Source organism: Streptomonospora sp. PA3 (assembly GCF_009728995.1).
Taxonomy (GTDB): Bacteria; Actinomycetota; Actinomycetes; order Streptosporangiales; family Streptosporangiaceae; genus Streptomonospora.
Genome location: NZ_VTZW01000019.1, coordinates 224,531 through 244,366, shown reverse-complemented (window position 1 = coordinate 244,366; position 19,836 = coordinate 224,531). Strand labels below are relative to the sequence as shown.

The window sequence follows — 19,836 nt, the reverse complement described above, 5'->3', positions numbered from 1 at the left end:
GTGTTCTTCAGTGAACGCCGTAAGCGAGCTAACGGTGTTCACTTTTCTCTCACTATACGCTGGCCGACGACGGGGGACGAGGAGCATGCTCGCAGGTCTTGGACGGTTCGCCTACCGGTGGCGGTTCCTCGTGCTGCTTGCGACAGCGCTGTTCGCCGCGTTCTCCGCGGTCTGGGGCACCGGGGTCTTCGGCGCGGTCAGCGACGGCGGGTTCGAGCCGCCCGACGCGGAGTCCTCACGCGCGAGCGAGGTGCTGGAGCAGGAGCTGGGCCACGACGCCGTGGATGTGGTGGCCGTCTACCGCAGCGACGAGATGCGCATCGACAACCCCTCCTTCGCCGCGCAGATCGACCGGCTGCGCGAGGACCTGCCCGACGACCGCATCGCGTCGATGCGGACCTATCTCGACGAGGGCCTCAGCCGGACCGAGCGCGGCATCCTGATCTCCGAGGACCGCCACGCCACCTACGTCCCCATCACGCTGGCCGGCGACACCGACGCCGAGCGCATGCACAACTTCGAGGCCATCAAGGACGAGCTCGACGCCGGCCCGCTGGAGACGCGCCTGGGCGGCATGATCGGCATCCAGCACGACCTGTCCACCCAGGCCGAGAGCGACGTGGTCCGCGCCGAGCTGATCTCGCTGCCGGTGCTGCTGTTGCTGCTGGTGGTGATCTTCGGGGGCGTCGTCGCGGCGCTGATGCCCCTGGCCGTGGGCGGCCTGGCGATCCTGGGCTCGCTGACCCTGCTGCGCGCGCTCACCCACGTCACCGAGGTCTCGGTCTTCGCGGTCAACGTCGCCACCATCCTCGGCCTGGGGCTGGCCATCGACTACGGGCTGTTCATGGTGAGCCGCTTCCGCGAGGAGCTGGCGCGCGGCGCCCCGGTGAGCGAGGCCGTGCCGCGCACGCTCTCCACCGCCGGGCGCACCGTGGCCTTCTCCGGCGTCACGGTGATGATCGCGTTCGGCGGCCTGCTGTTCTTCCCCCAGCCGATCCTGCGCTCCATCGGATTCGGCGGCATCGCCGTCGTCCTCTTCGACGTGCTGGCCGCCCTGGTGGCGCTGCCCGCGCTGCTGTCGGTCACGGGCCGGCGCATCGACGCCCTGCGCCTGTTCGCCCGCCGCCGGCGGCGCCGCGAACTGCTGCGCGCCCGCGCCGGCCGGCACGCGTCCCCCGAGGCCGGGCACCGCCTGGGCGGCTGGGCGCGCCTGGCCCACAGCGTCATGCGGCGCCCGGTGCTCTACCTGGTGACCGTGGGCGCGGTGCTGGTCGCGTTCGCCTCGTCGCTGGCCTACACCGAACTCGGCTCCACCGACGAGCGCTACCTGCCCCAGGACTCCACCAGCCGCCAGGCCATGGAGTCGCTGGAAGAAGACTTCCCGGCCGGCGGCATCGGCCGGATCGACGTCGCCGTCACCGGCGGCGTCGCCGAGGAGGAGCTGGCCGACTTCGCCGACAGGCTGGCCGGGCTCAAGGGCGCCGAGTCCGCCGAGGTCTCCCGCACCGGCGAGGACGTCGCCCACCTCACCGTCGCCTACGAGGGCTCGGCCGACGACCCGGACACCTCCGCGCTGGTGCGCGCCGTGCGCGACGCCCCGCCGCCCGAAGGCGCCGAGCAGGTCCTGGTCGGCGGCCCCGCCGCGATGCAGATCGACAACGTCGCGGCGATCGTCGACGCCCTGCCCGCCACCCTGGTGTTCGTGGTGGCGGTGACGCTGGTGCTGCTGTTCCTGGCCTTCGGTTCGGTGGTGCTGCCCGTCAAGGCGGTCGTGATGGGTGCGCTCTCGCTCGGCGCCTCGCTGGGCGTGGTGGTGTGGGGTTTCCAGGAGGGCCACCTCGCGGGGCTGCTGGACTTCACCCCCGTGGGCACCATCGATCCGACCTTCATCGTGCTCATCGTGATCGTGGCCTTCGGGCTGGCCATGGACTACGAGCTGTTCCTGCTCAGCCGGGTCCGCGAGGAGTACGCCGAGACCGGCGACAACGCCCATTCCGTGGCCACCGGCCTGCAGCGCACCGGCGGCATCATCACCAGCGCCGCCGTGCTGCTGGTGGTCGTCCTGGCCGCGATGGGCCTCTCAGACCTGCTCTTCCTCAAGATCATGGGCATGGGCCTGGCGATGGCCGTGGTCGTGGACGCCACGCTGGTGCGGGCCCTGCTGGTGCCGGCCACCATGCGCCTGCTGGGCCGGGCCAACTGGTGGCTGCCGGCGCCGCTGCGCCGCCTGCACGACCGAATCGGCATCACCGAGGGCGAGCGTGCGGCCGTGGACGGCCCCGGGGTCCGCGATCGGGAGCCCGCCCGAGCGGGCTGAGCCCCCGCTCCGCGGCCCGAAGCCGGCGCCGGCGGGAAAGCGGGGGCGCCAAGCGTCTCCGTTGGGGTGGTCGGGGTGGTGGTGGGTGGCGGGTGGGATCAGACCCGGTTGTTGCGCGGTTCGCGCCGGTCCTCGAAGGGCAGCTCGGGTTGGTGGGCGTGCACGGCGTCGATGATCTCGTCGAGGCTGTGGTCCCAGGTGGGGCGCACGCGTACGGCGTGGTCGGTGCGCCAGGGCGGAGGTGTGCGGAAGGGGCGGTCGGCCTCGTCAGTGGGCACGAAGTCCAGATAGTGCATGTTGACCGTGCCGCCGCGGTGGGGCACCACCTGGGTGCAGGCCCGCAGCAGCGCGATGTCGCTCCAAGGCAGGAAGATGTCCTCCTTCTTGGAGCGCGGCCAGGGGGCCGGGAAGCGCGCCCCCTCGCCGTCGATGACGAGGACGGGCCGGGGCGAGAGGATGCGTGCGACCGACGCGATGCCCGCGCCGCCGAAGACGACCACCGCCAGCAGGCCCATGATGATGTCGACGACTCCGCCGCGCAGCATCAGTGCCAGACCGGTGATGGTGAACACCGTGCACGCGAGCGTCAGCCACGCCCCCTCCCACGTCACGCGGAAGCGGTTGGTGAGTACAAAGGGTGCTGTTGCGCCCGACATGCACCCAGCATAAAGCAGATACCGCCAGGCGTCTCGGGTCCGATGCGCAGCGTGGCCCCGCGCGGCGCGCGCCGCGCGGGGCCGGTGGGGCCTCAGACGGCCTTGGGGCCGTTCGGGTGGAACAGCGAGCCGTTGACCTTCTCCGAGATGCCGGAGCGGTCCAGGTAGGGCGTGATGCCGCCCAGGTGGAAGGGCCAGCCCGCGCCGGTGATCAGGCACAGGTCGATGTCGGCGGGCTCGGCCACGACGCCCTCGTCGAGCATGATCCGGATCTCGCGCGCCAGCGCCTCCAGCGCCCGCTGCCGGATCTCGTCCTCGCCGGAGGGGTTGCCGCCGCCCGAGAGCATCTCGCGCACCTCGGGGTCGATCTGGAAGTCGGGACCGTAGATCTCGGTCTTGCCCGCCTCGACGACCCTGCGCAGCTGCTCGGAGACTCCGAAGCGGTCCGGGAACGCCTCGTGCAGCGTCTCCGACACGTGCAGCGCCACCGCCGGGCCGACCAGCTGGAGCAGTAGCAGCGGCGACATGGGCAGGCCCAGCGGCGCCACAGAGCGGTCGGCGGTCTCGGGGTCGGTGCCCTCCTCGACGGCGCCCAGCACCTCGCCCATGAACAGGGTGAGCAGCCGGTTGACGACGAAGGCGGGCGCGTCCTTGCACAGCACGGCCGTCTTCTTCAGCTGCTTGGCCGTGGCGAACGCGGTCGCCAGCGCGGCGTCGTCGGTGCGCTCGCCGCGGATGATCTCCAGCAGCGGCAGCACCGCCACCGGGTTGAAGAAGTGGAAGCCCACCACGCGCTCGGGGTGCTCCAGCTTCGATGCCATCTCGGTGATCGACAGAGAGGAGGTGTTGGTGGCCAGGATCGCCTCGGGCGAGACGACCGCCTCGACCTGGGCGAACACGTCCTGCTTGACCGACATCCGCTCGAAGACGGCCTCGATGACGAAGTCGGCGTCGGCGAAGGCGTCCATGCTCAGCGAGCCGGTGACCTGGGACTTGAGCCGGTTGGCCTTGTCGGAGCCGATACGCCCCTTGGCCAGCAGCTTGTCGATCTCGCCGTGGACGTAGCCCACACCGCGGTCCAGCCGCTCCTGGTCGAGGTCGGTCATGACCACCGGGACGTCCAGGCGCCGCGCGAACAGCAGCGCGAGCTGGCCGGCCATCAGGCCCGCGCCGACCACGCCGACCTTGGTGACCGGCCGGGCCAGCGACTTGTCGGGGGCCCCGGCGGGCCGGCGGGCGCGCTTCTGGTTGAGGTCGAAGGCGTAGAGGCCGGCGGTGAGCTCCTCGCTCATGATGAGGTCGGCCAGCGCCTCGTCCTCGGCGGCGAAGCCCTCGTCGCGGGTGCGGTCCTTGGCCGCGGCCACCAGCTCCAGCGCACGCACCGGCGCCGGAGCGGCCCCGTGCAGCTTGCCCTCCAGCATGAACCGGGCGTTGTCGACCGCCTGGTCCCAGGCCTGGCCGGTGTCGACCTCCGGCCGCTCGACCGCGACCTCGCCGTTGACCACCCGGGCCGCCCAGCGCAGCGACTCCTCGACGAAGTCGGCCGGCTCGAACATCGCGTCGGCGATGCCCATCGAGTGGACGTCGGGGCCCTTGATCATCCTGTTCTGGGCCAGCGGGTTGTCGATGACGATCTTCAGCGCCTGCTCGGCGCCGATGAGCCGGGGCAGCAGGTAGGTGCCGCCCCAGCCCGGCACAAGGCCCAGGAACGCCTCGGGCAGGGCGAAGGCGGTCACGCCCGAGGAGACGGTGCGGTAGCGGCAGTGCAGCGCCACCTCGACGCCCCCGCCCATGGCCGCGCCGTTGACGAACGCGAACGTGGGCACGTCCAGCTCGCCGAGCTTGCGGAAGACGTCGTGGCCCAGCTTGGCCACCGCCAGGGCCTGCTCGCGGGTCTGCACCTGCGGCACGCCCGACAGGTCGGCGCCCACGGCGAAGATGAACGGCTTGCCGGTGATCGCGACCGCGGCGATGTCGGTGCGGGCGCGCGCCGCCTCGATCGCGTCGTCCAGGCTGAGCAGCCCGGCCGGGCCGAAGGTGTTGGGCTTGGTGTGGTCATGCCCGTTGTCCAGCGTGATCAGCACCGCCTTGCCGGCGCCGTAGGGAAGCTGGACGTCGCGGGAGAGCCCATGGGTGACGACCTCGTCGGCGAAGACCTCGCGCAGGGCCTCGCGGGAGACGGGGACGCCGGCCGCGGCGCCCTGTTCGTCGCTGCTGCTCACTTGGCGCTCCCTTCCCAGTTGGTGTTCTCCCACAGCACGGTTCCGCCCATGCCCATGCCCACGCACATGGTGGTGAGCCCGTAGCGGACGTCGGGCCGCTCGGCGAACAGCCGCGCGAGCTGCATCATCAGCCGCACACCCGAGGAGGCCAGCGGGTGGCCCAGCGCGATCGCGCCGCCCCACGGGTTGACGCGGGCGTCGTCGTCGGCGATCCCGAAGTGCTCCAGGAAGGCCAGGACCTGCACCGCGAACGCCTCGTTGATCTCGATGAGGCCGATCTCGTCCATGCTCATCCGCCGGCGGGCGAGCAGGCGCTCGGTGGCCGGCACCGGGCCCTCGCCCATGACCTCGGGATCCACTCCGGCGAAGGAGAAGTCCACCAGGCGCATGCGGGCGTCCAGGCCCAGGTCGGCCGCCACGTCCTCGGCGGCGATGATCGCGCCGGTGGCGCCGTCGTTGAGGCCGGCGGCGTTGCCCGGGGTCACGTTGCCGTGCGCGCGGAAGGGCGTCTTGAGTCCGGCCAGGCCCTCCAGCGTGGTCTCGGGCCGCGGCGGCTCGTCGGCGGTGGCCAGCCCGTAGCCCTGCTCGGCCGAGCGCACCAGCACCTCGACCAGGTCGGGCTGGATCTTGCCGTCGGCGTAGGCCTTGGCGACCTTCTCCTGGCTGCGCAGGGCGTAGGCGTCGGCCCGCTCCTTGGTGATGGAGGGGTAGCGGTCGTGCAGGTTCTCCGCGGTGTTGCCCATGACCAGCGCCGAGGGGTCCACGAGCTTCTCGGAGAGGAAGCGCGGGTTGGGGTCGACGCCCTCGCCCATCGGGTGGCGGCCCATGTGCTCCACGCCGCCGGCGATAGCCACGTCGTAGGCGCCGAAGGAGATGCCGGCCCCGCTGGTGGTGACGGCGGTCATGGCCCCGGCGCACATGCGGTCGATGGCGTAGCCGGGGACGCTGCGCGGCAGGCCGGCGAGCAGGGCGGCGCTGCGGCCGATCGTCAGTCCCTGGTCGCCGATCTGGGTGGTGGCGGCGATGGCCACCTCGTCCACGCGCTCCGGCGGCAGCCCGGGGTTGCGGCGCAGTAGTTCGCGGATGACGCGCACGACGAGGTCGTCGGCGCGTGTCTCGGCGTAGAGGCCCTTGCCTGCCTTGCCGAACGGAGTCCTGACTCCGTCGACGAAGACGACATCGCGGGCAGTTCGCGGCACGATTTGCCCTCCTGGTTCCAACGGACGGGTGACCGGTATGGGCAACATGCTACTCGCCGGTAACTACTGCGGCGAGCAGCCGCGTGCACGTGGCCGCGAAGTCGATGGAGCCGCGATGCCGCACGAGGATGTCCGTATCCGGCCAAGTCCGACGGGGCGCGGGGTGTTCGTGGAGAATCACCACCCTCGGTGGGCCGCCGAATACCGCCCGCTACCGGGTGGCCGCGCTGTTTATACTGAACCGGAAGGGTGGGCATTTGGGGCGTCGCAGGCATCCCAGGTCCGAGCTCGAGCAGCTTCTCAGGGAGGCGGAGCGGAAAGGGTGGAGAGTCGCGGACGGCAAGCACTTCAAGCTGTACTGTCCGTGTCCAAGGCGGTGTTTCAAGACGATCGCGTCGACGCCCTCGGATCCGAACTATGTGAAGAACGCGATCCGACAGCTGCGCCGGAGCACCTGCTGGGAGGACTGACATGAAGTACCACATCTCGATGGACCTCGGATTCACCGCGGCCGGAGGACCGAATGCCTCCGATACTCCGGAGAACTTCGACCGCTTCACCGATCGCGTCTTCGAGGAGCTTGTCAGCCTCGAATCCGTGATGGACAACGTCCACGACCCCGACGTGGCGGGTCGGCTCACCGAGCGCTCGATGGCGATCGCCATGACGATCGAAGCGCACACGCCCGAAGACGGCGTTCAATTCTTCCTGAACACAGTGCGGACAGCGCTCCATGCCGCGGGTGGCGGAACCGGTGCCTGGTCGGCCTTCGAACCGACCGCGGATCCCGCTGCAGGCGGAGTCGAGCTCACCTGCGCGTAACGGCCCGGCAGGGGCTCCCCGCGGCCGCATCCGCGGCGGGTGCGGCCGGGGGAGCGGGGCTCAGAACAGGGCGGCGGCCTCGCGGTGGCGGCCCTGGGCGCTGAGGGCGCCGGCCAGGTCCCGGCGCATGCGCAGGGTCAGCATCCGGATGTCGGGGTCGCCGGCGGCCGAGAGGCCGGCGAAGTAGGCCCCGTGCAGGGTTTCGACCGCATCGTCCAGCCGGCCCGCCTGCGTGTAGGCCCGGCCGAGCCGGTGCTGGACCAGCAGGGTGTCCATATGGCGGCTGCCCAGGCGGCGGCGCCGCTGGGCCAGCACCATACGCAGCTGCTGGATGCCGTCGTCGTCGCGGCCCGCCGACGCGTAGGCCAGGCTCAGTCCCAGGCGCAGGTCCTCGCGGGCCTCGGGCACGGCCGCGTCCTCGATCGCCTTCTCGTAGTGGGCGATGGCCGCCTCGTAGCGCCCGCTCTTGCGGTAGTTGATGGCCAGCCGGCTGCGCGCGGCCACGGTGTCGGCGGCGACCGGCCCCAGGTGCTCGTCGCGGCGCTTGAGCAGGCTCTCCCACTGCTCGGCCGCCTCGCCGTGGCGCCCGGCGTCCTCGTAGCACCAGGCGAGGTTCTCCCGGATGACGTCGGTCTGCTCGTGCGCCTGGCCGTAGGCGGCCTCGGCGTCGGCGAGGGCCTGCTCGAACTGGGCGACGGCGGCCTCGCGGCGGCCGATCTGGGCGTACTTGCTCGCCAGGTTGTTGCGCGCGGTGATGGTGCGCGGGTGGTCGGAGCCCAGGGAGGCGATGTGCTGCTGCAGGATCTCATCGAGAGCGGCGGCGCGCAGGGCGGGGGTGCGCCCGTGCTTGCGGTCGGCGTCGCGGGTGGCGGTGCCGGGCTCAGCGGGGGCGAAACCGGACTTGCGCAGGAGAGAGCGCCAGAAGGCCATGAACCTCACCTCCCATCCGCGCACACCGGTCGCACTCCAAGGGACTTCTCCGCTTCGCATCAAGAACAGCACGATTCCATAACATAATCCGCCCCGCAGCTGACTTGGGCGTGTGGCGCGGTGCTGTTTCCCATGAATTACGTCACGGATCCCCACAGCAGGGTAAAACGGATCTCCCGCGTGTATTTCCGCGGGTGTGCGGAGCCCCGCTTCCGCGGCGCGCTCAGCCGGCCGCGCGTTTCAGCGCTTCGGCCAGCCGCTCGGCGCTCAGCTCGACCTGCCAGTTGCGCGCGTGGTGGCGGCGCAGCTGCTCGGCGATCGAGGACGCGTCGGCGCTCTCCGGCGGCGACCACGCCAGCCTGCGCACGGTGTCGGGCTGCAGCAGGTTCTCGGCCGGCATCCCGATGCCCTCGGCGATGGACGCCAGCTCGGTCCGCACCGCCTCCAGCCGGCGGGCGGCCGCCGGATCCCGATCGGCCCACCGGTTGGTGGCCGGCGGGCCGTCGCCGGGGGCGCTGGGCTGGGGCAGCTCCTCCGCGGGCATGCCGCGCACCCGGTTGACGGCCTTCAGCCAGTTGGGCACGTAGCGGCGCGCCAGCCGGACGCTGAAGGGCTTGATCGCGGTGAGCTCCGGCGCGGTGGCCGGCATCGCCGTCGCCGCCTCGACGATGGCCGAGTCGGGCAGGACCCGGCCGGGCGAGATATCGCGCTCGCGGGCGATGCGGTCGCGCTCGTTCCACAGCTCCCGCACCACGCCCAGGCCCCGCTGGTTGCGCACCCGGTGGATGCCCGAGGTGCGGCGCCAGGGGTCGGGGCGCGGCTCCTTGGGCGGGGCCTGCAGCTCCCAGGCGAACTCCTCGCGGGCCCACTCCAGCTTCCCGGCCCGCTCCAGCTCGGCGTGCAGCGCGTCGCGCAGGTCGATCAGGACCTCGACGTCCAACGCCGCATACGTCAGCCAGTTCTCGGGCAGCGGGCGCACCGACCAGTCCACCGCCGAGTGCTCCTTGGCCAGGCGCAGCCCCAGCACCCGCTCCACCATCGAGCCCAGGCCCACCCGCTGGTAGCCCAGCAGCCGAGCGGCCAGCTCGGTGTCGAACAGCCGCGCGGGCCGCAGCCCCACCTCGTTGAGGCATGGCAGGTCCTGATGGGCGGCGTGCAGCACCATCTCCGCCCCGGACAGGGCCGCGTCCAGGCCCGACAGGTCCGGGCAGGCGACCGGGTCGATCAGCGCCGACCCCGCCTCGGCGCGGCGCAGCTGGACCAGGTAGGCGCGCTGGCCGTAGCGGTAGCCCGAGGCCCGCTCGGCGTCGACCGCCACCGGACCGGTCCCCGCGGCGAAGGAGTCGACGACGCGGGCCAGGTGCGCGGAGTCGGCGACCACCGGTGGCAGCCCCTCGCGCGGCTCGCGCAGCAGCGGCGCCTCGGGTTCGGCCTCCTCGGGCCCGTTCCCCTGTCCGCGGGGGTCCTCCGGATCAGGGGTACCTGTCTTCGAGTTCAGCACGTTCGCCACCCCTCCACGGTATGCGCTCGCCGCGCCGCGTCCGCGCGCGAGCCGGGCCCCGCGCGGACGCGGCGGCCGGGGGCGGACCGGCGGGCGGAGCCCATCCGCGGGCGCGGCGGCGGGTTCCGGCGCCGCCGCCGCGCAGCGGCGCTATCCGCGCCGTGAGGTGATGTCGGCGACGTCGACCGGCGGCAGTCCCGCTGCGGCCGAGAGCAGGTCCAGCCACACCTCCATGTCGGCGGACAGGTCCTCGCCGTCGGGCGACCACGAGGCGCGCAGCTCCAGCTCGGTGGTGGCCGGCTGGTCGGCCTTGCCGGCGAAGCCCTCGGTGGTGGCGCGGGTGACGGTGCCGCTCAGGCCCTGGTGCGGAGTCCGGCGGGCGTCCAGCGCCTCGGTCAGCCAGCTCCAGGCGACCTGGCCCAGCAGGGGGTCGGAGGCCATCTCGGTCTCCAGGTCGGCGCTGACCCAGACGACGACGCGGAAGGGGGTGGGCCAGTCGCGGGTGCCTTCCGGGTCGTAGAGCACGATCAGCCGACCGAAGGCGGCATCCTCGCCGTCGGCGCGGACGGTGGCCGACATCGCCACGGCGTGCGGGGCGAGGCGTTTGGGGGCGGGGATGTCCTCGACCGCGATCTCCGGTCGGACCGCGGGCGCTCGCAGACTCTCGACCGCTCGTCGGAACGCTTGTGGCGCGTCATCGACCCTACCGAGAGGGGGCATGATGGGAACGACAGCCTTAATCTTGTTTACAGGGCACTGGCAGCACCGTTAGACCGCGACCCGAGCACCCCGAACCCGGGGGCACACGTCCGCGGCCCCGCCGCCGAAGCGGAGCGCACCGGCGATTGCGGCGCGTGACGGCGGGTACCCCATGACGGTGGCACGAGTCACGGACCATCACGCGGAGTTTTTCCGGCGTGTCGGCCTTTTGTAATGATCTTGGGACCGGCGCGGCCCCGCGGGCCGGCCGCGCCCCGTCCCTGCCCTTTGTACCCGCCGTGTCAGGGCGCTCGACCCACTGTCGCCGCGCGCGAAGGTCGGCCGGATCGGGCCGCGGAGGGCGCTCGGCAGGCCGATGCGCGCACACCCGCTCCGCACACGTGGCACGATCGGGGTGTGACGCTGCACGACTCTCCATTCCTCCGCGCCTGCCGGCGCCTGCCGGTGCCGCACACGCCGGTCTGGTTCATGCGCCAGGCGGGGCGCTCACTGCCCGAATACCGCAGGGTGCGCGCCGACGTGCCCATGCTCGACGCCTGCGCACGGCCCGACATGATCGTCGAGATCACCATGCAGCCGGTGCGCCGCTACGACGTCGACGCCGCCATCTACTTCAGCGACATCGTGGTGCCCCTTAAGGCCATCGGCGTCGACCTGGACATCAAGGCGGGCGTGGGCCCGGTGGTGGCCGATCCGATCCGCGACGCCGAGGGCGTCAAGCGGCTGCGCCCGCTCGAACCCGGCGACGTCCCCTACGTCACCGAGGCCGTGGGCGAGCTGGTGGGCGAGCTCGGCGACCGCCCGCTGATCGGCTTCGCCGGCGGCCCCTTCACGCTGGCCTCCTACCTGATCGAGGGCGGGCCCTCCAAGAACCACGAGCGCACCAAGGCGCTGATGTACGGCGAGCCCCGGCTGTGGGACGACCTGATGCAGCGGCTGGCCGCCATCACCGTGGAGTTCCTGCGGGTCCAGGCGGCCGCCGGAGCCGGCGCCGTCCAGCTCTTCGACTCCTGGGTGGGCGCACTCAACGCCGAGGACTACCGCGAGTCCGTCCTGCCCTACACCTCGTGGATCTTCGAGCGCCTGGCCGACTTGGAGATGCCCCGCATCCACTTCGGCGTGGGCACCGGCGAGCTGCTCAGCCTGCTCAGCGAAGCCGGCGCCGACGTGGTCGGCGTGGACTGGCGGGTGCCGCTGGACAAGGCCGCCCAGCGGGTGCAGCCCGGCACGGCGCTGCAGGGCAATCTCGATCCCGCGGTGCTGTTCGCGCCCTGGGACGTGGTCGCCCGCCGCGCCTCCCACGTCATCGCCGCCGGTGCCGCCGCCGAGGGCCATGTGTTCAACCTGGGCCACGGCGTCCTGCCCAACACCGACCCCGACGTTCTCGCCCGCCTCACCGAGTACGTCCACACCGAGACCGCGCGCTAGCTCCTCACCGCGAGCCGGCCATGGGCCGGTGATGCGCGAAGCGCTGCGCGCCCACCCGTCGGCCCGCCACCGCCCGAAGGGAGACGCTGCGCGTCCACGCGCTGCTGCCGAGCGCACGGTGCGCCTTTCGGGGTGGTTGAGGCCCGCCGCCGGTGGTGCGGACCCAGCCGGCAGGTTCGGCGTGCGCTCGGCGGCAAGCTGCGATTGCGCTACGCGAAACGCGCCCATTGCCGCAACTTCGGTGGTGGCCGGCCCTGGGGCGTCCCCGGGGCGCCTGGCAAGCGGTACATGCCCCTGCGCTCGCTTGGACACGGCCCAGGCCCCGCGGCGCCCCGGCAGCGCCTCAGCCGGTGCCGCCGCCGGACGTGGAGCCGTCCCCGCCCTCGGCCGAGTCCTCCGCCGCCGCGGCGGAGGACTCCGGGCCGGAACCGCGTGCGGTGCCGGAGTCGGCGGGGGACGCGCCCTCCGCCCCCTCCGCGGGGGCGCCGGACCCGGCCGCGACCGGCTGCCGGGCCGCCTGCCCGGCGGCGCTCCGGCGGCGCCAGGCCAGCCAGGCCGGGACGGCGATCAGCGCGGCGACCGCGAGGAAGGGCAGCAGCCAGCCGACCGCGACCGCCACCGCGCTGCCCACCGCCACCAGGGCGTGCCAGCCCCGCTGCAGGCCGCCGAGGAAGCCGATCGAGTCCCCTTCGGGCTCCTGCACGTAGGTCTCCGGCGGCGCCAGATCCAGGTGCACGGTGCCGTAGGAGGTCTGCTGGGCGAGCGCCTCCTGGCGGGCCTGCAGCGCCTCCAGGTCCTCCTGGCGCGTGCTGATCTGCTCCTCCACGGCCAGGACGTCCTCGACGGTCTCGGCTTCGGAGAGCAGGTCGCGCAGCCGGTCCAACGACGCCTCGGCCGACTCCACCCGGCTGTCGACGTCGGCGACCTCCTCGGTGACGTCCTCGACCCGGCGGTCCAGGCTGGAGCGGTCGCCCAGCGCCGCCAGCTCGTGCAGCGCATCCTCGTAGCGCTTCTGCGGCACGTGCAGGGTCAGCGACGCGTGCGGCGGGCCGCCCTCGGCGGTCTGGACGTTCTCCGCGGCGACGTAGCCGCCGGCCGACTCCGTCCAGTCGACGGCCTCCTCGGCCGCCTTCTCCACGTTCTCGACCTCCACCGCGAGGTCGGCGGTGTGCACCAGGTCGCGCTCGGCGAGGGGGACGTCGCCGAGCTGGTCCGAGCCCGGGGCCTGCTCCGGGGCCGCGGCGCCTTCGGGCCGCTCCTGGGCGGCGTCCCCGGCCCCGGGGCCGGCAGCGGGCGCCTCCGCGCTCACCCCTCCGGAGGGGGAGCCGGTGCATCCGGCCGCCGCGGCGAGCAGGGCGATCGGGAGGAGGACCGCGGCGGCGGAGCGCGGCCGCCGCCGGCGGCGGGGGCTGTCGGTGTAAGGCGAAGCACGCATACCCCTCCGACGGCACCGCCCGGCGGGGCGTTTCCGGATGCGGGTTGCGGCTCGGTCACGGTCGGCTCCGCAGCCCGGTCGGCGGTCTCAGGGGCGGCGATCGGCGGTCGGAGCCGCCGGGATCACAGCGCCCCGGGGCGCACCCGCGCGGCGTATCTGGAAAGCTGGGAGCATGCAGCGCAAACCGCATGTCGTGGTGGTGGGCGCCGGGATCGCCGGGCTCACGGCCGCCTACCGCCTGGGCCGGTCGGGAGCCGAGGTGACCGTGCTGGAGGCGGCGCCGCGCGTCGGCGGCAAGCTGCACGCCTCCCCGGTGGCCGGAGTCTGGGTGGACGCCGGCGCGGAGTCGGTGCTGGCCCGCCGGCCCGAGGCGCTGGACCTCATCGCGGAGCTGGGGCTGAGCGACCGCGTCGAGCACCCCGCCGCCCTGCCCGCGCACCTCTTCAGCCGCGGCCGGCTGCGCTCCTTCCCGCGGGGCCAGGTCATGGGCGTGCCCGGCGACCTGGCCGCGCTCGCCCGCAGCGGCGTGCTGTCGGCCCCGGGCGTGCTGCGCGCCGGCCTGGACCGCGTGCTGCCGCGCACGGTCCCCCAAGGCGACGTGTCCGTCGGCGCCTACGTGGGCGCGCGCATGGGCCGCGAGGTCGTCGACCGGCTGGTCGAACCGATGCTTGGCGGCGTCTACGCCGGGCGCGCCGAACGGCTGTCGCTGGAGTCGACCCTGCCCCAGCTCGCGCCGCTGGCCCGCGAGGAGCGCTCGCTGGCGCGCGCCGCGCGCCGCGCCGCAGCGCGCCAGCGCGAGCAGGCCGGCCCCCGTGCGCCGGCCTTCGCCACGCTGCGCGGAGGGATCGCGACGCTCGTCGACGCCCTGGCGGGCAGCGGCACCGCACGGATCGAGACCTCGGCCACGGTGCGCGGGCTGGCGCGCACCCCGGCCGGCGGCTGGACGCTGACCGTGGGGGCGGCCGCCCCCGACGCTCCCGCATCGGCCCCCCGCGAGGTCGCCGCCGACGCCGTCGTGCTGGCCTGCCCCGCTCCGGCCGCCGCCAAGCTGGTGCGCCCCGTGGCCCCGAATGCCGGGGCCGACCTGGCAGGCATCGAGTACGCGAGTATGGCCGTGGTGACGCTGGCCTACCCGGCCGCCGCCTTCCCGCGCCCGCCCGCCGGCAGCGGGTTCCTGGTCTCGGCCCGCGAAGGGCTGAGCATCAAGGCCGCCACCTTCAGCAGCCTCAAGTGGCCGTGGCTTGCCCGTGAGCTCCGGGCGGCCGACCCGGGCGCGCAGACGATCCTGGTGCGCTGCTCGATCGGACGGGTGGGGGAGGAGGCCGCGCTGCAGCGCGGCGACGGCGAGCTGGCCGCCGCCGCGGCGGCCGACCTCGCCGCCGTCTGCGGCACCACCGGCGGCCCGGCGCAGCAGCGGGTCACCCGCTGGGGCGGCGGGCTTCCGCAGTACGACACCGGCCACGCCGCCCGGGTGGAGCGCATCCGCGCCGAGTTGGCCGGGCTGGGCGGTATCGCCGTGTGCGGCGCCGCCTACGACGGGGTGGGCGTGCCCGCCTGCATCGCCGGCGCGACCCGCGCCGCCGAGGACATCAGGGCCTCCGCGGCCGGCACCGCCGGCCGCGGGGCGCCGAGGGCAGACGACAAGACAAGGAGCCATCCGTGACCACGGGGCAGCACAGCCAGGGCGCGGACGACGCGCAGGACCTCAACCAGCTCATCCGCTACACGATGTGGTCGGTGTTCAAGGCCGGGGACCTGCCCCGGGCCGACCGCGCGGCCGCCGGCGAGGAGCTGAGCGCCCTGTTCGACGGCGCAGCGGACAAGGGCGTGACCACGCGCGGCTGCTACGACGTGCAGGGCTTCCGCGCCGACGCCGACATGATGTTCTGGTGGATCGGCGAGACCTCCGAGGCGGTGCAGGAGATGTACGCCGAGTTCCGCCGCACCCGGCTGGGCCGGGCGAGCACGCCGGTGTGGTCGGTGGTGGGGCTGCACCGCCCCGCCGAGTTCAACCGCGCCCACGTCCCGGCCTTCCTCGCCGGCGAGGCGCCGGGCCGGCACCTGTGCATCTACCCCTTCGTGCGCTCCTACGAGTGGTACCTGCTGCCCGACGACGAGCGCCGCGCGATGCTGGCCGAGCACGGCAAGATGGCCGCTCCCTACCCCGACGTGCGGGCCAACACGGTCTCCACCTTCGCGCTGAGCGACTACGAGTGGATGCTGGCCTTCGAGGCCGACGAGCTGCACCGCATCGTCGACCTCATGCGCCACCTGCGCGGCGCCGAGGCGCGCCGCCACACCCGCCTGGAGGTGCCCTTCTACACCGGGCGCCGCAAGAGCCCCGCCGAACTGGTGGAGGCGCTGGCCTGAAGAGCCGGCCATCGGGTGGCGGGCCGGGGCGCACCCCGGCCCGCCACCCGCCGCCGCGGGCAGGCGCCGATCACTCCGCGGTGCGGGGCGGGACCGCGGCGCGCGCGGCGGCGCGGTCGTGGCGGCGCACGGTGAGCAGGTAGACGGGTACGGCCGCCAGCAGCACCAGCACCAGGCTGGAACCCGAGTAGAGCAGCGCATTGCCGGAGGGGGCGTCCATCGCCCAGGCGGCCAGGCACGCCACGCCGCCCACGATCCACACCAGCACCGCATAGGCCAGCCGGCCGCGCGGCTTGGGGTACTCGATGCGGCTGACCATCAGCCAGGCCACCCCCAGCACCGCCGCCGAGCCCACCAGCGCGGGCGGGTCCAGCAGCACGATGGTGATGACCGCCATCGCACCGAAGGGGCTGGGCAGCCCGGTGAAGCTGTGGCATCCGGGGCTCTGGCAGGAGAACCGCGCCAGGCGCACCACCACCGCCAGCAGCACCGCGGCCGCGGCGGCCACGGGCACCGCCCCGCCGTCTCCGCTGAGCGTCCCCCAGGCCACCACGAAGAAGGCGGGGGCGAACCCGAAGCTGATCACGTCGGCCAGGTTGTCCAGCTCGGCGCCCATACCGCTGCCGCCGAGCCGGCGTGCGACCCGGCCGTCGAACAGGTCGCAGCCCGCCGCCACCAGCAGCAGCGCCACGGCCGCCGCGACGGCGCCGCGGTCCATCGGGCCCGACCCGCCGGCGGCGAGTTGGGCCGACTGGGCCGCGGCCAGCTGCCAGACCGCCATGAACCCGCACAGCGCGTTGCCCAGGGTCAGGTAGTCGGCGACGGCCAGGCGCAGCCGGGGCGGAGGGGCCTCGGCCGCGGCGGCGTCGCCGGCCACGGCCGCCACGGGTATCCCCTCGGCCGGGGTGTCGGCGGCCTCAGTCCCGATCGAGGCGGGTTTCTCCGGCTCGTACCTTCTGCCCGACCTCCACCGCCGGGGCGATCCCGGCCGGAAGGTAGACGTCGACACGTGAGCCGAAGCGGATGAGGCCGATCCTCTGCCCCTTCTCCACCTGCTGCCCTTCAGCGAGATACGGGACGATACGCCGGACCATCGCGCCGGCGATTTGAACGACCTCGATCTCACCGATCTCGGTTTGGAAGGTCCAGATGACGCGCTCATTACGCTCGCTGTCCTTGTCGAATGCGGGTCGGAAACCGCCGGGCCGGTGCTCGATCCGGGTCACCACCCCTTCCAGTGGTGCACGGTTGACGTGCACATTCAAGGGGTTCATGAAGACGGCGACGCGGGTGCGGCCGTCGGGCTGGGCGTCGATGAACTGGACGACGCCGTCGGCCGCGCAGGCGAGCCCGGCGCCGGCGGCGACGCGCTCGGGGTCGCGGAAGAACCACACCATCGCCAGGGCCAGGGCTCCCGCCGCGGCGGCGGGCAGGGCCATCCACCACAGGGCGAAGGACGCCACGACCAGGGCGGTGACCAGGGCGAACGCCGGGAGCAGCCACGGCGCCGAACCGCGTGCCAGGCCGACCTGAGGGCGTCCGGGAGCGCGGGTGGGGGCCGGGGTCTGCCGGTCGTGTTCGGTCATTGCCAACTTCCGTCGAGGGCGAGCCGGATCGACCCGCACCGTGCGCTGCTGCGCGCGCATGTGCGGGCGCAGCGATCGTAACGGCTGGAGGAACGGGGATCACCAGCCGAGTGAATCCATGAAGGAGGATGCTATTGCACTGAGTCGTCTGCCTCCAGCGTGAGGGCCACGGAGTTGATGCAGTAGCGCGCGTCGGTGGGCGTGTCGTAGCCCTCGCCGTAGAAGACGTGGCCCAGGTGGGAGTCGCAGGCGGCGCAGCGCACCTCGGTCCGCACCATGCCCAGGGAGCGGTCCTCGTGCAGGGTGACCGCCTCGCTCTGGGCGGGGTCGAAGAAGCTCGGCCAGCCGCAGTGCGACTCGAACTTCTGGCTGGAGCGGAACAGCTCGGCGCCGCATGCGCGGCAGCGGTAGACGCCGGTTGCGGAGGTGGAGACGTACTCCCCGCTCCAGGGGCGCTCGGTGGCGCCCTGGCGCAGCACGGCGAAGGCCTCGGGGTCGAGGACCGCCCGCCATTCCTCCTCGGACCTGTGCACGGAGCCCGTTGTCTCATCCATACCGGTGACGCTACCGCTATTCGCACCTCTTCGCCCGGTTGAGGGGGCAATGGTCGGTCACTGCGCAGTCAACCACACATGGCCCGATGAATGTGCGTTTCGTGGCCGCTGAGAAGTTCGCCGGAATGGGGTTCGGGTACGGAACGTAGTGAGGCTATTGGCAGCCGGGAGTGTGACAATGCTGGTTTCGTACCGACAGCCATTGATTCACCGACAACCGCTCCGTGTGGGGTGGGCCCGCTACTACCGCCTCTGGGTAGATCACCAGCTCGTGCGGCTCCGCCACGGGGTCCGGCCGGGCTGGAGCGCACTCGCCGCAGCCGCATCCGAGGTCGTCTGGGTCGCCCGGCTCACCGCCGGGCTCGCGGCCCTGCGCGCGGCCCGGATGCGTCCGGGCCCGTGGACCGACGGGAAGCTGCTGGCGCTGGTTTCCGTGATCGCCCTGGGATCGCTGGCCGTCTCCGGTGTGCTGGGCTATGCCCTCAGCCGGTGGGTGGCCAGCGGTCCCGGCGACCTCCTGCCCGCCGCGGGCGGGGCGGTCGCCGTGGGAGCAGCCCTCTTCTTCCTGGTGTTCATCGTCTTCGCCTCGGCGGACGAAGACCGCACCGGGACGAACCCGACGAAGGGGCGGCGGTAGGTTACAGGTTCCCGGCCCGCCCAGCGGGCCGGGGCCGTCCTCCCCGGCCCGCCGAGCACACGCGGCGGCCCGTGCCCGCCGGCGGGGCCGCAGCCGGGCGCCGCAGGTTCTCTAGCGAACCCGTCCCCTCTATACGGACACGAAAGCGCCGCCGCGTCAACAGCCGAAGGCCCTGCTGTGCACGAGGCGGCCGGCGAGCCGGGCCGCAGGGATCAGGCGTCGAAGTCGTACTGCAGGACATAGGCCGAGCCGTCGAGGGTCATCTCGTTGAACTCCACGGCCGTGTGCTCGGCGGTCAAGGCGGTGCGCAGCACGTCCAGCACCGGCGTGCCGGCGCTCAGCCGCAGCGAGTCGGCCTCCTCGGGCGTGGGCATGCGCACCCGGATCTCCTCGGTGAAGTGGGCGGGGGCGCGGCCCTGCTCGGCCAGGCGCGCGTAGATGCCGCCGGGGCCGGTCTCGGGTTCGGCGATGGCCGTGCCCGCCGCGAAGGCCGCGGGCAGGTAGGAGGTGGCCAGCTGCATGGGCCGGTCCTCCAGGCAGTAGCGCCGATGCCGCCGCACCACCGGCGCCTCGTCGGCCAGCCCCAGGGCCCGCGCCACGTAAGCCGGTGCGGGGATCTCGGTAACCTCGACGCCGTCGGTCCGGAAGGAGCGGTCGGGGGAGTCGGCCTGCCAGATGGCGCGCCCGGCGCCCCACAGCTCGCGCGACAGCCGCCGGGGGCCGTGCCGGCGCAGCGGCCGGAAGGTGCGGACATAGACCCCGGAGCCGCGGATCGCCACGACGATGCCCTCGTTGATCAGTACCGACAGGGCCTGGCGCGCGGTGGCGCGGGCGACGCCGTACTGCTTCATCAGGTCGTTCTCGCCGGGAACGCGGTCGCCGTCGGAGAGCCGGCCGGAGGCGATGGCCGCGCGTACATCCTCGGCGATCTCGCGGTAGACCGGCGGTGAGTCGTTTTCGGACGTCGGCACTGCGTTCATCCTCTCGCCCGGAATGCACTGGGACGGCGGATCGGGGTGGCGGCGATCGGGCGTTCAACCGGGGGTGCGCCGCGTTCGCCAGAGGGGCCGGCTCGGGTCGGGGGGAATATCAGATTGTCTCATTTCATACCCGCATCGGGCGGTGTGTGACAGCGGACCACACTCCGGGTATGTCCCGTTGACGGCTGGTTTATGCGTCACGGCCGCCCGGCCGGCCCCGGCCGGGACCGGCCGGGCGGCGCCGCCCTACGTCCTGATTGAGAAGTCGGTCACCACAGGAGGTTGCGGCAAGGGGGCCGGGTTGCGCGACTCCCGCCCGTCACCCGCCACCGCCCCTAACGGAGGCGCTGACGCGCCGCGAGCTCATCGTGCCCGTCACCCGCCACCGCCCCTGACGGAGGCGCTGACGCGCCGCGAGCTCATCGTGCCCGTCACCCGCCACCGCCCCTGACGGAGGCGCTGCGCGCCACGTACTTGTT

Annotated in this window: 17 protein-coding genes; 6 read left to right on the top strand and 11 right to left on the bottom strand. The window is 73.2% G+C overall.

Features of this window, described 5'->3' with window-relative positions; all coding sequences use genetic code 11:
- Positions 1-85 precede the first annotated feature (85 nt).
- On the top strand, positions 86-2,317 hold the full coding sequence (locus tag FZ103_RS20415) for an MMPL family transporter (RefSeq protein ID WP_156003470.1): 2,232 nt from the start codon (positions 86-88) through the stop codon (positions 2,315-2,317).
- A gap of 98 nt (positions 2,318-2,415) precedes the next feature.
- Here FZ103_RS20415 and FZ103_RS20410 read toward each other — a convergent pair whose 3' ends face one another.
- The 3 genes from FZ103_RS20410 to FZ103_RS20400 all read right to left on the bottom strand — a co-directional run bounded on the left by FZ103_RS20410 (position 2,416) and on the right by FZ103_RS20400 (position 6,394).
- Positions 2,416-2,973, bottom strand: coding sequence for a hypothetical protein (locus FZ103_RS20410; protein ID WP_156003468.1), 558 nt, complete (start codon positions 2,971-2,973; stop codon positions 2,416-2,418).
- A gap of 92 nt (positions 2,974-3,065) precedes the next feature.
- Positions 3,066-5,195 carry a 3-hydroxyacyl-CoA dehydrogenase NAD-binding domain-containing protein gene (locus FZ103_RS20405; RefSeq protein WP_343233622.1) on the bottom strand — a complete coding sequence of 710 codons (2,130 nt, stop codon included), beginning with the start codon at positions 5,193-5,195 and terminating at the stop codon, positions 3,066-3,068.
- Positions 5,192-6,394, bottom strand: a complete 1,203-nt coding sequence (locus FZ103_RS20400; RefSeq protein WP_186356594.1) for an acetyl-CoA C-acyltransferase — start codon at positions 6,392-6,394, stop codon at positions 5,192-5,194. The genes FZ103_RS20405 and FZ103_RS20400 overlap by 4 nt, the downstream gene beginning before the upstream one ends.
- Positions 6,395-6,865: 471 nt before the next feature.
- Here FZ103_RS20400 and FZ103_RS20395 point away from each other — a divergent pair, with 471 nt between their 5' ends.
- Positions 6,866-7,216, top strand: a complete 351-nt coding sequence (locus tag FZ103_RS20395; protein ID WP_156003463.1) for a hypothetical protein — start codon at positions 6,866-6,868, stop codon at positions 7,214-7,216.
- 60 nt (positions 7,217-7,276) lie between these two features.
- Here FZ103_RS20395 and FZ103_RS20390 read toward each other — a convergent pair whose 3' ends face one another.
- The 3 genes from FZ103_RS20390 to FZ103_RS20380 all read right to left on the bottom strand — a co-directional run bounded on the left by FZ103_RS20390 (position 7,277) and on the right by FZ103_RS20380 (position 10,367).
- Entirely contained in the window at positions 7,277-8,146 is an 870-nt protein-coding gene (locus tag FZ103_RS20390) for a tetratricopeptide repeat protein (RefSeq protein ID WP_156003461.1), read from the bottom strand.
- A 223-nt stretch (positions 8,147-8,369) separates the two neighbouring features.
- The gene (locus FZ103_RS20385; protein ID WP_186356593.1) at positions 8,370-9,656 is read right to left on the bottom strand and encodes an HRDC domain-containing protein; all 1,287 of its coding nucleotides are present in this window, start codon (positions 9,654-9,656) and stop codon (positions 8,370-8,372) included.
- Positions 9,657-9,797: 141 nt separating this feature from the next.
- A complete protein-coding gene (locus FZ103_RS20380) occupies positions 9,798-10,367 on the bottom strand; it encodes a DUF3000 domain-containing protein (RefSeq protein WP_156003459.1) in 570 nt (189 codons plus the stop codon).
- 402 nt (positions 10,368-10,769) lie between these two features.
- Between FZ103_RS20380 and hemE the strand changes: the two genes are divergently transcribed.
- The gene (gene hemE / locus FZ103_RS20375) at positions 10,770-11,795 is read left to right on the top strand and encodes a uroporphyrinogen decarboxylase (RefSeq protein WP_156003798.1); all 1,026 of its coding nucleotides are present in this window, start codon (positions 10,770-10,772) and stop codon (positions 11,793-11,795) included.
- A gap of 343 nt (positions 11,796-12,138) precedes the next feature.
- Here the strand turns inward: hemE and FZ103_RS20370 are convergent, their stop codons facing one another.
- Positions 12,139-13,230: a DUF4349 domain-containing protein gene (locus FZ103_RS20370; protein WP_156003457.1), complete on the bottom strand. Its 1,092-nt coding sequence runs from the start codon at positions 13,228-13,230 to the stop codon at positions 12,139-12,141.
- Between the two features lie 172 nt (positions 13,231-13,402).
- Here FZ103_RS20370 and hemG point away from each other — a divergent pair, with 172 nt between their 5' ends.
- Both hemG and hemQ read left to right on the top strand, forming a co-directional pair.
- Complete coding sequence (hemG, locus tag FZ103_RS20365; RefSeq protein ID WP_156003455.1) at positions 13,403-14,893, top strand: protoporphyrinogen oxidase; 1,491 nt, start codon at positions 13,403-13,405, stop codon at positions 14,891-14,893.
- Positions 14,890-15,600: a hydrogen peroxide-dependent heme synthase gene (hemQ, locus tag FZ103_RS20360; protein WP_186356591.1), complete on the top strand. Its 711-nt coding sequence runs from the start codon at positions 14,890-14,892 to the stop codon at positions 15,598-15,600. Before hemG ends, hemQ begins: the two co-directional genes overlap by 4 nt.
- A gap of 70 nt (positions 15,601-15,670) precedes the next feature.
- Here hemQ and FZ103_RS20355 read toward each other — a convergent pair whose 3' ends face one another.
- From FZ103_RS20355 to msrB, 3 genes are all read right to left on the bottom strand, one after another.
- The gene (locus FZ103_RS20355) at positions 15,671-16,477 is read right to left on the bottom strand and encodes a CDP-alcohol phosphatidyltransferase family protein (protein ID WP_186356686.1); all 807 of its coding nucleotides are present in this window, start codon (positions 16,475-16,477) and stop codon (positions 15,671-15,673) included.
- A gap of 40 nt (positions 16,478-16,517) precedes the next feature.
- The gene (locus FZ103_RS20350; protein WP_156003453.1) at positions 16,518-17,186 is read right to left on the bottom strand and encodes a phosphatidylserine decarboxylase; all 669 of its coding nucleotides are present in this window, start codon (positions 17,184-17,186) and stop codon (positions 16,518-16,520) included.
- 131 nt (positions 17,187-17,317) lie between these two features.
- Positions 17,318-17,740 carry a peptide-methionine (R)-S-oxide reductase MsrB gene (gene msrB / locus FZ103_RS20345; protein ID WP_156003451.1) on the bottom strand — a complete coding sequence of 141 codons (423 nt, stop codon included), beginning with the start codon at positions 17,738-17,740 and terminating at the stop codon, positions 17,318-17,320.
- A 202-nt stretch (positions 17,741-17,942) separates the two neighbouring features.
- On the opposite strand from msrB, the gene FZ103_RS20340 reads away from it, so the two are divergent.
- Positions 17,943-18,377, top strand: a complete 435-nt coding sequence (locus FZ103_RS20340; protein WP_222936809.1) for a hypothetical protein — start codon at positions 17,943-17,945, stop codon at positions 18,375-18,377.
- Between the two features lie 212 nt (positions 18,378-18,589).
- Here FZ103_RS20340 and FZ103_RS20335 read toward each other — a convergent pair whose 3' ends face one another.
- Positions 18,590-19,348, bottom strand: coding sequence for a GntR family transcriptional regulator (locus tag FZ103_RS20335; protein WP_186356590.1), 759 nt, complete (start codon positions 19,346-19,348; stop codon positions 18,590-18,592).
- Positions 19,349-19,836: the final 488 nt, after the last annotated feature.